Consider the following 16,276-nt stretch of genomic DNA (forward strand, 5'->3'; position numbering starts at 1 on the left):
CCCGTCACGTCATGATTTTCCGACTGCTACGCCTGATCCTGGTCGCCATTGTCGTCGCCGCGGCGCAGCCGTCGTCCGGCGCGATGGCGCAGGCGATCGGCCAGGGCTCCGCGCAGCTCATCGCCGACCAGACCAAGGCTATCCAGGACCTGACGGCGAAGACCGACGGCCTGGAGACGAAAATAAGCGCCCCCGACCAGGACGATGCCGGCCTTGTCGATATCCGCTTGCAGCTCGAGGATATTTCGCGGGCGGCGCTGAACAGCGCGCTCGCGTTCCGCTCGCGCCTCAACGACATCAACAGTCGCATCGAGGTGTTGGGGCCGCCGCCGGCGCAAGGCCAGCCGCCGGAGCCCGCGGTCGTCGCCAACGAGCGCGCAGCGCTCTCGGCCGAGAAGGCCGAGATCAATGCGGTGGTGGCCAGCGCGCAGAACCTGTCGATCCGCATCAGCGGGCTGGTCGACAAGATCGCCACCATGCGCAGCGAGCTTTTCCGCAGCGTTCTGACGAAACGCTATGAATTGACCGATGCGCTGAGCCCGCAGGCCTTTTCCGATGCGCACGAGCAGTTCACCGGCCTCTACAAAGCGGTGGCGTCCTGGCTCAGCTTCGCGTTGAAGTTCAAGTTCCAAGCCATGCTTGCGGCGACGCTGATGGCGCTGGCGCTCGCGGCGGTGCTGCTGATCGGCGGCAGGCGCCTGTTCGGCCGCATCTTCGAGGCCGATCCTTCGGTCGAAGAGCCGTCCTACCTCAGCCGGCTTTCGGTGGCGTTCTGGTCGACGTTGCTGCCGACCGTGGCGCTCGGCGCGTTCCTCGCCTCGACTGTGTTCTTCTTCAACTATTACAACGTGCTGCGCGGCGACATCGGCGAATTCCTCAACGCGCTGCTCGCAGTCATCGCGGTGGTGTTCTGCGTCAACCGGCTGACCAATGCGGCACTCGAGCCGCGGCTGCCGAACTGGCGGCTTATTCCGGTGGAGACCGGTCCGGCGCGCTGGCTGGTGCGGCTGACCACGGCCATGGCCGTGGTTCTCGGCTTCAATTACTTTCTGTCGGTCGTCAACGAGAAGATGGGTTCGCCGCTGTCGCTGACGATCGCGCGAAGCTTCGTCGCTACCGTCATCGTCGGCGTCATCCTGATCCTGATGGGAGTGCTGAGGCCTTTCAAAGCGCAAGATGGCTCGTGGCGACCGTGGCCGGCATGGCTTCGCCTGATTGCCATCGGGCTCGGCCTGTTCACCATCGCAGCGGCGCTGCTTGGCTATATCGGTCTTGCGCTTTTTGTCTCGATCCAGGTCGTGGTCACCGGCACCACCCTGGTCACCGCCTATATCGGCTTCCTGTCGGCGCGGGCGATCGGCGAGGAGGGCGGCTTCGCCGACACTTCGGTCGGGCGCTGGCTGTCGGCCAATTCCAGCTATGAGGACACCGCGCTCGACCAACTCGGCCTGGTAGTCAGCATCGCCATCAACCTGATGATCGTGCTGGTGTTCCTGCCGCTGATCCTTTTGATGTGGGGCTTCCAGCCCGGCGACATCGAGGCCTGGGCCTACAAGCTGGCGACGGGCGTCACGATCGGCTCCGTCACGATCTCGTTCCTCGGCATCCTCACCGGCATCGTCGTCTTCTTCATCGGCTATTTCCTGACGCGCTGGTTCCAGGGCTGGCTCGACGGCTCGGTCATGGCGCGCGGCAAGGTCGACACCGGCGTGCGCAACTCGATCCGGCTGGCGGTGGGCTATGCCGGCGTCGCGCTCGCGGCACTGGTCGGCATATCGGCGGCGGGCATCGATCTTTCCAATCTGGCGCTGGTCGCCGGCGCGCTTTCGCTGGGTATCGGCTTCGGCCTGCAGAACGTGGTCTCGAACTTCGTCTCAGGCCTGATCCTGCTTGCCGAGCGCCCGTTCAAGGTCGGCGACTGGATCGTCGCCGGCGACATCAGCGGCACGGTCAGAAAGATCAGCGTGCGCGCGACGGAGATCGAGACGTTCCAGCGGCAGTCGGTGATCCTGCCCAACTCGAACCTCATCAACAACGCGGTCGGCAACTGGACGCATCGCAATAAGCTCGGCCGCGTCGACATCAAGGTCGGCGTCGCCTATGGCAGCGACGTCAAGCGCGTTCATGCCCTTCTGCTCGACATTGCCCGGGCCCATCCGATGGTGCTCAAGAACCCCGAGCCCTTCGTGCTCTTCGCCAGTTTCGGGCCAGCGGCGCTCGAATTCGAGATACGGGTATTCGTGGCTGATGTGATGAACGGCAGCATAGTCCAAAACGACGTCCGCTTCGCGATCTTCGATATCTTCGAGGACGAGCACATCGAAATCCCGTCGACGCCACGCGCCGTTGTCGAGACGAAGAAGCACGTATCGTGGCCGATCGACGACGACAAGATCGAGGCGGAATTTGCCGAGCGCGAGCGGCTGGAGGCGGAGGCCGCAGCCGAGCAGGCACGGCTCGCGAAGATGAAGCGGAGGGGCCGCAAGCCCGATCCGGGCTGAGGCTAGGCTCACCAGCACGGGAATTTTGGCCCGGTCGGAAATGTTTCGGTTGGCGGCGCCCATGCGTCGGAGATTGGCCGAAACACCCATCGCGATCGTCATCCTCGGGCGGAGCGGGAAGCGTACCGCGCAGACCCAAGGATCCATTCCGTTACATATGAGCGGTACAACGGTGCAGAATTCTGCTCCGCTGCACCCTTCGATCGAGGTCATGGCGTGGATCCCAGGGTCTCCGCGACGGAGCTTCGCTCCTGCCTCGCCCTGGGATGACGAGGTTGGGAGGTTTCTGCTAATCCCCGGCGTTTGCGCCGATTTCACGGAAACGAACGGTGAACCTCGCTCAAATGAACGGCTGCCGAAACCAATTGTGGCATGAATGCGGCATTCAGTTGCGGTTCAGCTTGCATCTCATATAAGCTCTCACGCAAAGGGCGAGAATGCCTTGCGAAATTGAACAGAGGCGGTGTGGAAACACCGGATATTGCAATGTGGAAGTCTGTCGTTGCCGCCATCGCTTTTCTGGCCCTGGGCGGTTCGGCTTTTGCCGCCAGCGCGGTCAACAAGGACGCCCAGACGCGGACGTTGATCGTGACCGAAGGCGGCGGCAAGACCGAGCTGGCGCTGGCCGCCGGCGAGACGGTGGAGTTCTGCCCGAATGGCTGCTTCGTCACCCTGCCCAATGGTGACCTCGAAGCGCTGACCGGCTCCGAAACGGTCGAAATCTCGGGCGGCGTTGCCCGGATCAAGTAAAAACCCTCAGACATGATCGGCAAAGGCCGGGCGAATGTCCGGCCTTTTATCGTTTCCGACAGCCGCTGCTTAACGATAACACCGGAAATACCCCAGCACAGCGCGCTGCAACCGGGCGTTTTAACGTTCGCTCCGTCATCCCCCGTTATATCCATTGCGAAGACGCCGAAATACGGCGTGGGGTGAGCAGGGCAGGGCAATGGACGCGCGGTCGGACAGGAACGCAATTCCGCTTGCGGTCGATCTCGATGGCACGCTGATTGCAACGGATCTTCTGTGGGAAGGCCTGTTCGTTCTGCTCAAGAAGAACCCGCTCTATCTTTTTTTGGTTCCGCTCTGGCTGACCGGCGGCCCGGCGCGGCTCAAGCAGGAAATCGCCCGGCGCATCGACATCGATCCGGCCTCGCTGCCCTACCGGATTGAATTGCTGGAGCGGCTTCGCGCCGAGCATGAGGACGGCCGCAAGATCGTGCTGGCGACCGGTACGCCGCGCAAATTCGCCGAGACGATCGCCGTCTATCTCGGCATCTTCGACCGCGTGCTAGCAACGGACGGGCCGCACAATCTGACCTCGGGCAGAAAGCGGGCGTCGCTGGTCGCGGCTTATGGCGATGCCGGCTTCGACTATGCGGGCAACAGCCGCCACGATCTCAAGGTGTTCGACGCAGCGCGCAACGCCATCGTGGTGGCGCCGGACCGCAGCGCCCAACGCTGGCAGGCGGCGCACGGCGCCGAGACCATGCCGGCGCCGAAGCCGACGCTCAAGACCTACGTCAAGATGCTGAGGGTCCATCAGTGGCTGAAGAATTCGCTGATCGCGGTGCCGATGGTGCTGTCGCATGAGTATTTCAACGTCAATATGATCTGGCAGTGCGCTCTGGCGTTCGTTTCCTTCAGCGCCGTGGCCTCCGCCATCTACATCGTCAACGACTTCTTCGACCTTGCGCTCGACCGCAAGCATCCGACCAAGCGCGACAGGCCCTTTGCCAGCGGTGCGCTGTCGATCCCGTTCGGCCTCGGCGCCATCCTTGTGCTGCTCGCGATCGGCATCGCCATCGGCTGCCTGCTGCCGATCGAGTTCCTCGGCGTGCTTTGCGGCTACATGATCGTCACCACGGCCTATTCGCTGTCTTTCAAGCGCATGTTGCTGATCGACGTGCTGACGCTCGCCGGCCTCTACACGATCCGAGTGCTGGCAGGTGCGGCGGCCACCGGCGTCGACGTTTCCTTCTGGCTGCTCGCCTTCTCGATCTTCTTCTTCCTGTCGCTGGCGCTGGTGAAGCGCTTCGTCGAATTGCGCACGACCACCATCCCGGCCGGCGAGCGCATCGCCGGACGCGGTTACCGCACCGAAGACCAGGAGATCGTCGCCCAGGCGGGCATGGCCTCGGCCTTCTCCTCGGCCCTGGTGCTGGCACTTTACATGGACAGCGTCGCGGTGCGCGAGCTCTATCCGCATCCGTGGGTGATGTGGCCTTTGGCGCCGATCGTGCTTTACCTGACCATGCGCGTCTGGATCCTCGCCCGCCGCGACGAAATGCATGACGATCCGGTCGTCTTCATCATCCGCGACTGGCGAAGCCAGATCGTCGTTGCCATCGGCTCGGCGCTTCTCGTTGCCGGGGGCTGGGGCTGGTGAGGATGGGCAGCGAACGCTTCGGCAGCTTCGGGCTGGCGACGCCGCCGGCACGCCGGGCGATCCCGGCCGACGAGGCCATTGCGCTGCTGAAGAGCGGCGCGTGCAAGCTGGACTCGCTCATCGGCTACGGCAATGGCCGCTCCTATGGCGACAGCTGCCAGAACGACGCCGGCACGGTGGTCGACATGCGGCCGCTCAACCGTATCCGTTCGTTCAACGCCGAGACCGGCGTGATCGAGGCCGATGCCGGGGTGCTGCTTTGCGACATCATTGCGCACTCCGCTCCCTACGGCTTCTTTCCGGCCGTGGTTCCAGGCACGCAGTTCGTGACGCTCGGCGGCGCCATCGCCAACGATGTCCACGGCAAGAACCATCATCGGCGCGGCACATTCGGCTGTCATGTCGAGGCGTTCACGCTGCTGCGGTCCGACGGCCGCACCTATCGCTGCTCCGATGCGGAGAACGTGCGTCTGTTCCACGCGACGATCGGCGGCATGGGGCTGACCGGGCTGATCCTGTCGGCATCGATCCGGCTGATGCGCGTGCCCTCGCTCGACATCGTCGAAAAAGTGACGCGGTTCCGCGATCTCGGCGAGTTCTTCGATCTTGCCGGCGCAGCCGACCAGGCTAACGAATATGCCGTTGCCTGGATCGATCAGCTTGCGGGCGGCCACGCGCGAGGCCGGGGCCTTTTGTTCACCGGCAACCACGCCGAGCACGGCTCGCATGCCGCCTTGCAGGCGGGCGGCCGGCTTTCGGTGGCCGTGCAGCCACCCTTCAACGTGCTCAACCGCCCGTTCCTGACCGTCTTCAACGCTGCCTATCGGTGGAAGAAGGGCCGCTCGTCCGATGCGCGTCATGCGGGCTACCAGGGCTTCTTCTTTCCGCTCGACGGCGTTCGCGACTGGAACCGGCTCTATGGCCCGCATGGGCTCTTCCAGCACCAGAGCGTGGTTCCCGAGGCTGACGCGCGCCGCACCGTTCCGGCACTGCTCGAAGTGGCGCGGCGGGCCGGGCAGGGCTCGTTTCTCACGGTGCTGAAGCGATTTGGCGACGTCCGTTCGCCGGCGCTGCTGTCGTTCCCGCGGCCGGGCTACACGCTGACGCTCGATTTCCCCAACAGTGGGGAAAGGACATTGAAGCTGCTCGCCGAACTCGACCACATCACGGTCGAGGCCGGCGGGGCCGTCAACCCCTACAAGGACGCGCGCATGGGTGCCGAAACCTTCGCGGCATCCTTCCCGCAATGGCAGCGGCTGGAGGCGCTTCGCGATCCCGCCTTCATGTCGAGTTTCTGGGCGCGGACAGCGAAAAAACTGGGTGTGAGGCGCGATATCGCGGAGGCAGCGGAATAGATAAAATTCGAGTAAATCTTGGTAAATTAAGCGTTAATATCGAGGTTTATCGGAAATAGACATGTGATTTCACGAAATATTTGCAGGTTTGTAGTAGGACCGCTCAGGGGCGGGGTGGCAACAATGAAATACATCGTCTTCATTCTCTTCACGGTCATGACCAATGCCGCTGCGCAGCTCATGCTGAAGCAAGGCATGATGTCGCTGGGACCGATCTCGTTCGACGGCGTCAATCCGCTCGTCAAGCTGCTGCAGATCGTCTTCAGCCCGTGGGTTTTCCTCGGGCTGTGCACCTTCGTCATCTCGATGGCCTCGCATCTCTACGTGCTGTCGAAGGTCGAGCTCAGCTTCGCCTATCCGTTCCTCAGCCTCGCCTATGTCGCTGTCGCCGTCTTTGCCTATTTCGTCTTCCGCGAGGACCTCAACGGCTGGCGCATCGCCGGCATCGCCTGCATCTGCGTCGGTACAATTCTGATCGCGCAAAGTGGGCGAGGGCATGAGGACCACACCGCTTCCATCACCTCCGACAAGGTCGGCACAAGCGAGATCCTTCGATGAGACATGTGATTTTCGGCGGCGACGGTTTCGTCGGTCGTCATCTTGCGCCCAAGCTCGCCGCCGACGGCGAGAACGTCGTCGTCGCCGACATCGTCAAGAGCGACCTGCCGCACTATCGTTCGGTGCGCTTCATCACTTGCGACGTCACCAATCCGGCGTCGGTCGCGGCGGTCGGGCTCAAGGCCGACGACATGGTGTACAATTTGTCGGCCAAGATGCTGTCGCCGATCCAGGTCCGCGCCAAGCGGCACGACTTCTTCTTCCCGGTGAATTTCCACGGCACCGAGCACATCATCCAGGCGATGGACAAGGCCGGCGCCTCAAAGCTGGTCCACTACACGACCGACATGATCTACGGCCACACGGTGGTGCTGCCGATGACCGAGGATCATCCTGTCGCGCCGCTCGGCGAATACGGTCTGTCGAAGCTCAGGACCGAGGAGCTCGCCGCCGATTGGCGCAGGCGCGGCATGTCGATCTCGCTGTTCCGGCCGCGCCTGATCATCGGCCCCGGCCGCCTCGGCATCCTGGAAAAGCTCTTCAAGCTGATCGACTGGAATTTGCCGGTGCCAATGATCGGCTCGGGCAGGAATCCATACCAGTTCATCTCGGTCTTCGACTGTGCGGAAGCCGCCCGCGCGGCCTGGAAGGCCGGCGTGCCGAACGAAGCCTATAATCTCGGTTCGCTCAATCCGCCGCCGGTGAGAAAACTGCTCGGGGACCTGATCAAGCATGCCGGCTCTAAGTCGATCCTGCTGCCGACTCCGGGCTGGGCGGTCAAGCGCACGCTCGACCTGCTCGACCTCTTCAACATGCCGATCATGGATCCGGAGCAGTATCTGATCGCCGATGAAGAGTGCGTGCTCGACGTGTCCAAGGCCGAGCGTCAGCTCGGCTGGGTGCCGCAATACCGCGACGAGGACATGCTGATCGCCGCCTACAGCGAATACCGCGCCAAGAAGGACGGCCACGCCGTCGCCACCGAACATGTGCCTGCCGAATAAAGGCGACGAAGGGGGAGATTTTTCGAGATGACGGTCCTTGCCAAACCCGAACCGGGCGTGCGCGCGCTGGTCGATGCGCCGGCGCTGTTGCCCGCCACCATCGCCAAGCCCGACCTGATCAGCGTCGAACAGGCCAAGGTGATGGATGTCGCCCGCATCACCGACCTGTTCAAGGCGCACCTCAACCCGGGCCAGCTACATTTCATGAAGCTGCTCGGCTTCCACAAGGTCAAGATCGAGCGTGCCGAGGGCATGTTCTACATCGACCAGAACGGCCGCGAGATCCTCGACTTTTTCGGCGGCTTCGGCTCGTTGGCCTTCGGTCACAACCACCCACGCATCCTGGAGGCGCGCAAGAAATTCCAGGAGGAGAAGCGCCAGGAGATCGCCATCGCCTTCATGTCGCAATATGCGGCGGCACTGGCGCACAACATCGCCAAATGTTCGCCCGGCGACCTCGACATGGTGTTCCTCGGCTCATCCGGCTCGGAAGCCATGGAAGCGGCGGTGAAGCTCGCCGAGCGCGCCGCAGGCCCGAAGCGGCCCAAGGTTGTCTATGCCGAGAATTCCTTCCACGGCAAGACCAAGGGCGTGCTGGCGATCACCGACGGCCAGCTCTATCGCGCCGAGTTCAGGGTGGCGGACAATGTCGTGCGCATCCCCTTCGCCGACATCGACGCCGTCGAACGCCTGTTCAAGAGCGATTCCGCTATCGGCGTCATCGTGCTCGAAACCATCCAGGGCGGCGGCGGTATCATCCAGGCGCCGGCCGAATATTGGCGGAAACTGCGCGCGCTTTGCGACCAGTATGGCGTGCTGTGGGTCGCAGACGAGGTTCAGTGTGGCTATGGCCGCTCCGGTCGTTTCTACGCCTTCGAGCATTATGGCGTCGTGCCGGACGTGACGGCGCTGGCCAAATCGCTCGGCGGCGGCAAGGCCGCGGTCGGCGCCATGATCGCCAGGCGCGAGGTCTATATGAAGGCCTACGGCACGCCGAAGACGGCGATGATCCATGCCATGGCGACCTTCGGCGGCATGGGCGAGGCCTGTGTCACCGCGATCGAGGCGCTGAACGCGCTCTATGATGAGGGCTTGATCGACAACGCCGCCTCGACCGGCGAGTACCTTTTGCAGCGGCTGCGGATGCTGAAGGAAAAGCATCCGAAGATCATCAAGGACGTGCGGGGCAAGGGCTTTATGATCGGGCTCGAGTTCCACGATTTCTCGCAGACCCTGCCGATGGTGCTGCGTCCAGTGGTCAGCGTGCTCGACGACAAACTGAAGGGCTCGCTGTCGGGCTTCGTCGGCGCGCTCTTGTTGCGCGACTACGACGTGCTCGTCGCTTTCACCGAATACAACCGCAACGTCATCCGGCTCGAGCCGCCGCTGATCTGCCAGCGCGAGCATGTCGACCGCTTCGTCGATGCCTTCGACAGCCTGCTCTCGCGCGGCATCGTGGCCATCGTGAAGGATTTCGTGAAAAGCCAGGTCCGCTGAGACAGACGATGCTGACCAGGCCGCCAGCCGCTCCCGCCAATCCGCTCGACCGGCTGACTGAAGCCGGTCTTGCCTGGGGCGAGGGGGTTTACGCGAGATGGGCCGCGCCGATCGGTGCGGCCGCTTTCTCGCTCTACATCCTGCTCACTGCTGTGACGGCCTGGTTCATGCCGGACGCCAACTGGGACATGCTGCCTTATCTGGCGATCGCCGAAGAAGGCACCTATCCCGACCCGCAGGCGCTACATGATTATGCCTACAGCACGGTCAAGGAAGGCGTATCGGCGGGCGATTACAAGACGCTGACCGATGATGGCGGCGGCTTCCGCAGCCACATGACGGAGAATGCCGCCGACTTCCATTCGCTGCTCGGCATGTACCGGATTAAGTTCCTCTATGCCGAAATCCTGTCGAGCCTCAGCCATGTCGTATCGCCGGTCGAGGCGATGCGGCTGGTGCAGGTGTTTTCGGTGCTGTTGTTCGGCATCATCACGCTGCTCTGGCTGCGCGCGGAGGGCGCGCTGGCACTGGCGCCGGTCGCCGGCGCCGTCCTGATCATGGCCGATCTCGGCGACGCCGCGCGGGCCTCGACGCCGGACCTGTTGTGCTCGGCACTGTTCCTCGGCGGGCTGTTTGCCTTTGTGCGCAAACGCGAGGTGGCGACGGCGATCCTGCTTTTCCTGGCCTTCATGGCGCGTCCGGACAACATCGTTTTCCTCGCCATCTTCGCCGTGCTTTTGGTCGCCTTCCGGCAGAAGGCATGGGGCGCGCTCGCCGGTTTCGCCGCCTCTTTCATCGCCTATTTCGCCATTTCGCACTGGGCGCAGCATCCCGGCTGGTGGCCGCACCTGTGGTTCTCCAGCATCGAGCAGCACTACAACATGGACGGCTTCAAGCCGCCGTTCTCGGCGGCGGCCTATCTCAAGGCCTTTGCCGCCTCGGTGGTGCGCGCCGTCAACGTCAACACGTGGGTCGGCGTGTCGGTGCTGGCTTTAGCCGGCTGGTATGGGCTCGACCGCGCTGGCTTGCGGCTCGACCGCCGTGCCGGCATCCTGCTCGCGGCATTGGTGCTCGGCGTGCTGGCCAAATTCACGGTCTTTCCGATCCACGATACCCGCATCTATTTCCCCAACCTTCTGCCGCCCTTCCTGCTGCTGGCCGCGCCGCTGATGGCGCTTTGGGCATCGGCAGCCAAGGGCGGTCGCCGCGCGCTGCAAGTCATTCCCGGAGACGAGTCATGAATCCGGTTCCAGCCTAGCGCGTGTTTCTTTCGCCTGGCTTTGCGGGGCCGCTCGATCGCCACCTTCCATCCACGACGGTGTTGAGCCGCAATTGCCGGCCGAACGCGCTTGACAAGACGGCGCGGGCCCGTTCAACTTGAAGCATTCACCAGGGGAGTCCCGGCAAGGGGCTGAGATACTGCTGGCTTTCGCGGCGCAGTGACCCGTTGAACCTGATCCAGTTCATACTGGCGTAGGGACGGTGCAAGCGCTTTGCGGGACTCCATGCCCGAAGACCTGTGTCGAGCAGGCAGACCAAAGCGTCCTACATCCTTCCGGCACAGAACTGGGTCTCCAATGCAGTTGAGCAAAGGAGCCTCAAATGAATGCCTTGACCCCCACCGTTTCGACCGGACCGCTGCCGGCGTCACGCAAGATCCACAAGACAGGCATTATCCATCCGCAGATCAGGGTGCCGATGCGCGAGATCGCCGTTCACCCGACCGCCGGCGAGCCGCCAGTGACGGTCTACGATCCATCAGGCCCGTATACCGATCCGGCGATCGAAACGAACATTGAAAAGGGACTTGTCCGGCTTCGCCGGGACTGGATCGCGGCGCGCGGCGATGTCGAAGCCTATGACGGCCGCCATGTGAGGCCGGAGGACAACGGATTTGCGACCGGCGAACGGCTGACGCCGGAATTCCCCATCCGCAACCGCCCGTTGCGGGCGAAAGCCGGCAAGGCGGTGACGCAGCTTGCCTATGCGCGCGCAGGGATCATCACGCCCGAGATGGAATTCGTGACCATCCGCGAGAACCTTGGCCGCGAGATGCTGCGTGGCAAGCTGCAACAGGACGGGGAAGCGTTCGGCGCGTCGATCCCGGATTTCGTCACGCCCGAATTCGTGCGCGACGAGGTGGCGCGCGGCCGCGCGATCATCCCCGCCAACATCAACCATCCGGAGAGCGAGCCGATGATCATCGGCCGCAATTTCCTGGTGAAGATCAATGCCAATATCGGCAATTCCGCCGTCACCTCCTCGATGGCCGAAGAGGTCGAAAAGATGGTTTGGGCGATCCGCTGGGGCGCCGACACGGTGATGGACCTATCGACCGGCCGCAACATCCACAACATCCGCGAATGGATCGTGCGCAACGCGCCGGTGCCGATCGGCACCGTGCCGCTCTACCAGGCGCTCGAGAAGGTTGGCGGCATTGCCGAGGACCTGACCTGGGAGGTCTATCGCGACACGCTGATCGAGCAGGCCGAACAGGGCGTCGACTATTTCACCATCCACGCCGGGGTGCGCCTGCACTACATCCCGCTGACCGTTGACCGGGTCACGGGCATCGTCTCGCGTGGCGGGTCGATCATGGCCAAATGGTGCCTGCACCATCACCGGGAGAGCTTCCTTTACGAGCATTTCGAGGAAATCTGCGACATCGCCAGAGCCTATGACGTCTCCTTCTCGCTCGGCGACGGCCTTCGTCCCGGCTCGATCGCCGATGCCAATGACGCGGCGCAGTTCGCCGAGCTGGAAACGCTCGGCGAACTGACGAAGATCGCCTGGGCGAAAGACTGCCAGGTGATGATCGAAGGGCCCGGCCATGTTCCCATGCACAAGATCAAGCAGAACATGGACAAGCAACTCGCCGTCTGCGGCGAGGCGCCGTTCTACACGCTCGGGCCGCTGACCACGGACATCGCACCGGGCTACGACCACATCACCTCCGGCATCGGTGCCGCCATGATCGGCTGGTTCGGCACGGCCATGCTTTGCTATGTGACGCCGAAGGAACATCTCGGCCTGCCGGATCGCAATGACGTCAAGACCGGGGTGATCACCTACAAGATCGCCGCGCATGCAGCCGATCTCGCCAAGGGGCATCCGGCGGCGAAGATCCGCGACGACGCGCTGTCGCGGGCGCGGTTCGAGTTCCGCTGGGAAGATCAGTTCAACCTGTCGCTCGATCCCGAAACGGCGCGCGAGTTCCACGACGAGACCTTGCCCAAGGAAGCGCACAAGGTGGCGCATTTCTGCTCCATGTGCGGACCGAAATTCTGCTCCATGCGCATCTCCCATGACATCCGGGCCGAGGCGCAGAAGGAAGGCATGGCGGCGATGGCGGAGAAATATCGTTCGGGCGGCGACCTCTACATGCCTGTTGGCGAAGCCGCGTCCAGCACGGCCGAGTCGTGATGAGAGTGCTGGTCAAAGGGGCCGGCGTAGCCGGCCTCACCGCGGCGTTCGAGCTTGCCGACCGCGGCGCGTCGGTCACTGTCGCCGAACTCCGGCCTCAGCTGGGCGGCAATGCGTCATGGGCCGCAGGCGGCATGCTGGCGCCATGGTGCGAGCGCGAGAGCGCGGAGCAGCCGGTGCTGGATCTCGGACGCGGCGCCGCAGACTGGTGGGACGCTGTTTTGCCCGGCCAGGCGACGCGGGCGGGAACGCTCGTCGTGGCTGCGCCGCGCGATGCGGGTGAGCTCGACCGCTTCGCAGGCCGCACCTCGGGCCATCGCTGGCTCGGCGAGGAGGACATCGCCGAACTGGAGCCGGACCTTGCCGGCCGTTTCAAGCGCGCGCTGTTCTTCCCCGGCGAAGCCCATCTCGACCCGCGCCAGGCGATGGCGGCTCTTCATGACAAGCTCGTCGCCATGGGCGTCGACTTCCGCTTCGCAACAGACGGGCAAGGTCTTCCAGGCTTCGAATGCGAGGTCGACTGCCGGGGGATCGCGGCGGACGACGCGGCGCTGCGCGGCGTTCGCGGCGAAATGCTGATATTGCGTACGCCGGATATCTCGCTGTCTCGCCCCGTCCGGCTGCTGCATCCGCGCTTTCCGCTCTACATCGTGCCGCGCGCCGATCACCATTTCATGGCCGGCGCGACGATGATCGAGAGCGACGAGGCCGGCCCGGTCACCGTCCGCTCCATGATGGAACTGGTCGGCGCGGCTTGCGCGCTCCATCCGGCCTTCGGCGAGGCGACGATCGTCGAAGCGAACGCCGGGGTCCGTCCAGCCTTTGCCGACAATTTGCCACGCATCGAATCGCTCGCAAACGGCGTCGCGATCAACGGCTTCTATCGCCATGGCTTCCTGCTTGCCCCCGCTATGGCGCGGCAGGCGGCCGACATCCTCTTCAATCCCGACAAGCGCGTGGGAGCTTGCGCATGAAACTGATCGTCAACGGAGAAGCGCTGGACAGTGCCGCGGCAACGCTGGCGGCGCTGCTTGCCGAGCTTGACTATGAAGGCGATTGGCTGGCGACGGCCGTCAACAGCGACCTCGTGCACAAAGCCAACCGGGCGGAATTCCGATTGAACGACGGCGACCGGATCGAAATCCTTTCGCCAATGCAGGGAGGCTAGCCATGTTCGACCTTTTCGGAACTGCGCTGCCTTCGCGCCTGCTTCTCGGCACTGCCCAGTATCCTTCGCCGGCCATCCTGGCCGAAGCGGTCAAGGCGTCGCGCGCCTCGGTGGTGACCGTCTCGCTGCGCCGTGAAATGGCTGGCGGCAGGGGCGGCGAGAAATTCTGGTCGCTGGTCAACTCGCTCGGCGTGAGAATCCTGCCCAACACCGCCGGCTGTCATTCCGTGAAGGAAGCCGTGACGACCGCGAAGATGGCGCGCGAGGTTTTTGGCACGTCCTGGATCAAGCTCGAAGTGATCGGCAACCATGACACGCTCCAGCCGGACGTGTTCGGCCTGGTCGAAGCCGCTCGCATCCTGTGCGAAGACGGTTTTACGGTGTTCCCGTATACGACCGACGATCTCGTCGTCGCCGAGCGTCTGCTCGGCGCGGGCTGCAAGGTTCTGATGCCGTGGTGCGCGCCGATCGGCTCGGCGCTCGGGCCCATCAACATCATGGCGCTGCGCTCGATGCGCGGACATTTCCCCGACGTTCCGCTGATTGTGGATGCGGGGCTCGGACGGCCGTCGCACGCGGCAACCGTCATGGAACTCGGCTTTGACGCTGTGCTCCTGAACACCGCGATCGCCAAGGCGGCCGATCCGGTCGGCATGGCGCGCGCGTTCAGCAAGGCGGTCGATGCCGGCCGCGAGGCGTTCGGTTCGGGATTGCTCGAGCCGCGCGATGTCGCCGTGCCGTCGACGCCGACATTCGGCAGGGCGGTTTTTTCATGAAGATCGATCCGTTCTATCTGATCGTCGACAGCGCCGCCTGGATCGAGCGGCTGGTGCCGCTTGGCGTGAGGCTGGTGCAGCTCCGCGTCAAAGACATGAACGAGGACGGCCTGCGCGTGGAAATCCGCAAGGCGAAAGCCTTGTGCGCCCGACACCATTGCCAGCTCATCATCAATGATCATTGGCGTCTGGCGATCGAGGAGGGCTGCGACTTCATCCACCTCGGCCAGGAGGATCTGAAAACCGCCAGCCTCCCGGAGATACGGGCAGCCGGCGTCAGGCTCGGACTGAGCACGCATGATGATGCCGAGCTGGAAACGGCCGTTGCGGCGGAGCCTCACTACGTCGCGCTCGGCCCTGTCTATCCCACTATCCTGAAGAAGATGAAATGGCCGCCGCAGGGGCTGGAACGGATCCGTGCGTGGAAGGAACGGGTCGCGCCTCTCCCACTGGTCGCCATCGGCGGTCTCAATCCCGAGCGGCTCGACGGCGTTTTCGCAGCCGGCGCCGACAGCGCAGCGGTGGTCACCGACATAACGTTGAATTCCGATCCTGAGGCGCGCACCCGAGAATGGATCGAAAAGACGTATCAATGGCGCTGAACCGGGACCCGCATGTGCTTGTCGTCGGCGGATCGGATTCCAGCGGGGGCGCCGGGATTGCACGCGATATCGAGACGATCTCCTCGATCGGCCTGCGGACCTGTCTCGCCGTTACCGCGGTGACGGTGCAGACGCACCAAGCTGTGACGGCAATTCATCATCTGCAGCCCGGCCTGGTCGCCGACCAGATGCGCGCAGCGTTGCGGACCAACGAGGTCTCGGCCATCAAAATCGGTATGATGCCAGCCGGGCGGGTCATCCTGGCCGTTGCTGCGGTGCTGAGCGAAAATGCGCGGATACCGGCAGTGCTGGATCCAGTACTGGCCTCCTCGTCAGGCAGGCCGCTGGTGGAACCGAATGCCATCGACGTCATGAAGCGTGACCTCATGCCGCTTTGCCGTCTGGTTACGCCGAATCTTGTGGAACTGGCGGTGCTGACAGGTTCGGAATTGGCCGTGAGCGACGAAGACGTGCTGCGGCAGGGAAGGCGATTGCTTGCGGCCGGGCCGCGGGCGCTGCTCATCAAGGGCGGTCACGCGGGAGGGCCTATATCAACGGATATTCTGTTGAGCCCCGACCGGGAACCTGTCCGCTTCGAAATGCCCCGGCTTGCCGGATCGATGCGCGGAACCGGCTGCATGCTGGCCAGCGCGATCGCCGCGCATCTGGCTAAGGCGAAGTTGCTTGAGGACAGCGTGCGCGGAGCCAAGCAGCGTGTCTTCGAGAAGCTCATGGAGGCTTCCGCCTAATGCATGTCGCCCAAAAGAGCGCAGCAGTTTTGGGAGAACGACATGCATCACAACAAAGACTTAAAAGCGCGTCGCCTGAATTCGTTTCTGCGCGACGCGCTTTAGTTCCGGCGCAAAGAAACTTCCAATTGGTGGCACCTGGGGAAGCGCGTTCGTTCGTCAGGGTCGCTCGGCTCTTTCGCAATGTCGCAAACAGGCTTCAATCCCCCCACCGCTCGGCCCTATAGTCCGCCCGCTTTTTCACTTTGGAGTCG

14 protein-coding genes and 1 riboswitch are annotated in these 16,276 nt (G+C 63.6%); all 14 genes read left to right on the top strand.

What is annotated here, in order from left to right:
- Positions 1-11 precede the first annotated feature (11 nt).
- Positions 12-2,501: a mechanosensitive ion channel family protein gene (locus RFM40_RS18505; RefSeq protein WP_320229925.1), complete on the top strand. Its 2,490-nt coding sequence runs from the start codon at positions 12-14 to the stop codon at positions 2,499-2,501.
- A gap of 486 nt (positions 2,502-2,987) precedes the next feature.
- Complete coding sequence (locus tag RFM40_RS18510; protein WP_059187066.1) at positions 2,988-3,251, top strand: hypothetical protein; 264 nt, start codon at positions 2,988-2,990, stop codon at positions 3,249-3,251.
- A gap of 199 nt (positions 3,252-3,450) precedes the next feature.
- Positions 3,451-4,890: a UbiA family prenyltransferase gene (locus RFM40_RS18515; RefSeq protein WP_320226832.1), complete on the top strand. Its 1,440-nt coding sequence runs from the start codon at positions 3,451-3,453 to the stop codon at positions 4,888-4,890.
- A 2-nt stretch (positions 4,891-4,892) separates the two neighbouring features.
- Entirely contained in the window at positions 4,893-6,245 is a 1,353-nt protein-coding gene (locus tag RFM40_RS18520; protein WP_320226833.1) for an FAD-binding oxidoreductase, read from the top strand.
- A gap of 123 nt (positions 6,246-6,368) precedes the next feature.
- Positions 6,369-6,803, top strand: a complete 435-nt coding sequence (locus RFM40_RS18525) for an EamA family transporter (RefSeq protein ID WP_320226834.1) — start codon at positions 6,369-6,371, stop codon at positions 6,801-6,803.
- Complete coding sequence (locus RFM40_RS18530) at positions 6,800-7,807, top strand: NAD-dependent epimerase/dehydratase family protein (RefSeq protein ID WP_320226835.1); 1,008 nt, start codon at positions 6,800-6,802, stop codon at positions 7,805-7,807. The genes RFM40_RS18525 and RFM40_RS18530 overlap by 4 nt, the downstream gene beginning before the upstream one ends.
- Before the next feature lie 27 nt (positions 7,808-7,834).
- Positions 7,835-9,304, top strand: coding sequence for an aspartate aminotransferase family protein (locus RFM40_RS18535; RefSeq protein WP_320277973.1), 1,470 nt, complete (start codon positions 7,835-7,837; stop codon positions 9,302-9,304).
- Positions 9,305-9,312: 8 nt separating this feature from the next.
- The gene (locus RFM40_RS18540) at positions 9,313-10,545 is read left to right on the top strand and encodes a hypothetical protein (protein WP_320277974.1); all 1,233 of its coding nucleotides are present in this window, start codon (positions 9,313-9,315) and stop codon (positions 10,543-10,545) included.
- A gap of 140 nt (positions 10,546-10,685) precedes the next feature.
- A riboswitch (TPP riboswitch) is annotated at positions 10,686-10,802 on the top strand.
- Between the two features lie 104 nt (positions 10,803-10,906).
- Positions 10,907-12,727 carry a phosphomethylpyrimidine synthase ThiC gene (gene thiC / locus RFM40_RS18545; protein WP_320277975.1) on the top strand — a complete coding sequence of 607 codons (1,821 nt, stop codon included), beginning with the start codon at positions 10,907-10,909 and terminating at the stop codon, positions 12,725-12,727.
- Complete coding sequence (gene thiO, locus RFM40_RS18550) at positions 12,727-13,701, top strand: glycine oxidase ThiO (protein WP_320226839.1); 975 nt, start codon at positions 12,727-12,729, stop codon at positions 13,699-13,701. Before thiC ends, thiO begins: the two co-directional genes overlap by 1 nt.
- Positions 13,698-13,895: a sulfur carrier protein ThiS gene (gene thiS, locus RFM40_RS18555; protein WP_320222905.1), complete on the top strand. Its 198-nt coding sequence runs from the start codon at positions 13,698-13,700 to the stop codon at positions 13,893-13,895. The genes thiO and thiS overlap by 4 nt, the downstream gene beginning before the upstream one ends.
- A gap of 2 nt (positions 13,896-13,897) precedes the next feature.
- Complete coding sequence (locus RFM40_RS18560; RefSeq protein ID WP_320277976.1) at positions 13,898-14,671, top strand: thiazole synthase; 774 nt, start codon at positions 13,898-13,900, stop codon at positions 14,669-14,671.
- Positions 14,668-15,273, top strand: a complete 606-nt coding sequence (locus RFM40_RS18565; protein WP_320272051.1) for a thiamine phosphate synthase — start codon at positions 14,668-14,670, stop codon at positions 15,271-15,273. The genes RFM40_RS18560 and RFM40_RS18565 overlap by 4 nt, the downstream gene beginning before the upstream one ends.
- The gene (locus RFM40_RS18570) at positions 15,264-16,022 is read left to right on the top strand and encodes a hydroxymethylpyrimidine/phosphomethylpyrimidine kinase (RefSeq protein ID WP_320277977.1); all 759 of its coding nucleotides are present in this window, start codon (positions 15,264-15,266) and stop codon (positions 16,020-16,022) included. The genes RFM40_RS18565 and RFM40_RS18570 overlap by 10 nt, the downstream gene beginning before the upstream one ends.
- The last annotated feature ends 254 nt before the right edge of the window (positions 16,023-16,276 follow it).

This window comes from Mesorhizobium captivum (genome assembly GCF_033977165.1).
Lineage (GTDB): Bacteria > Pseudomonadota > Alphaproteobacteria > Rhizobiales > Rhizobiaceae > Mesorhizobium > Mesorhizobium captivum.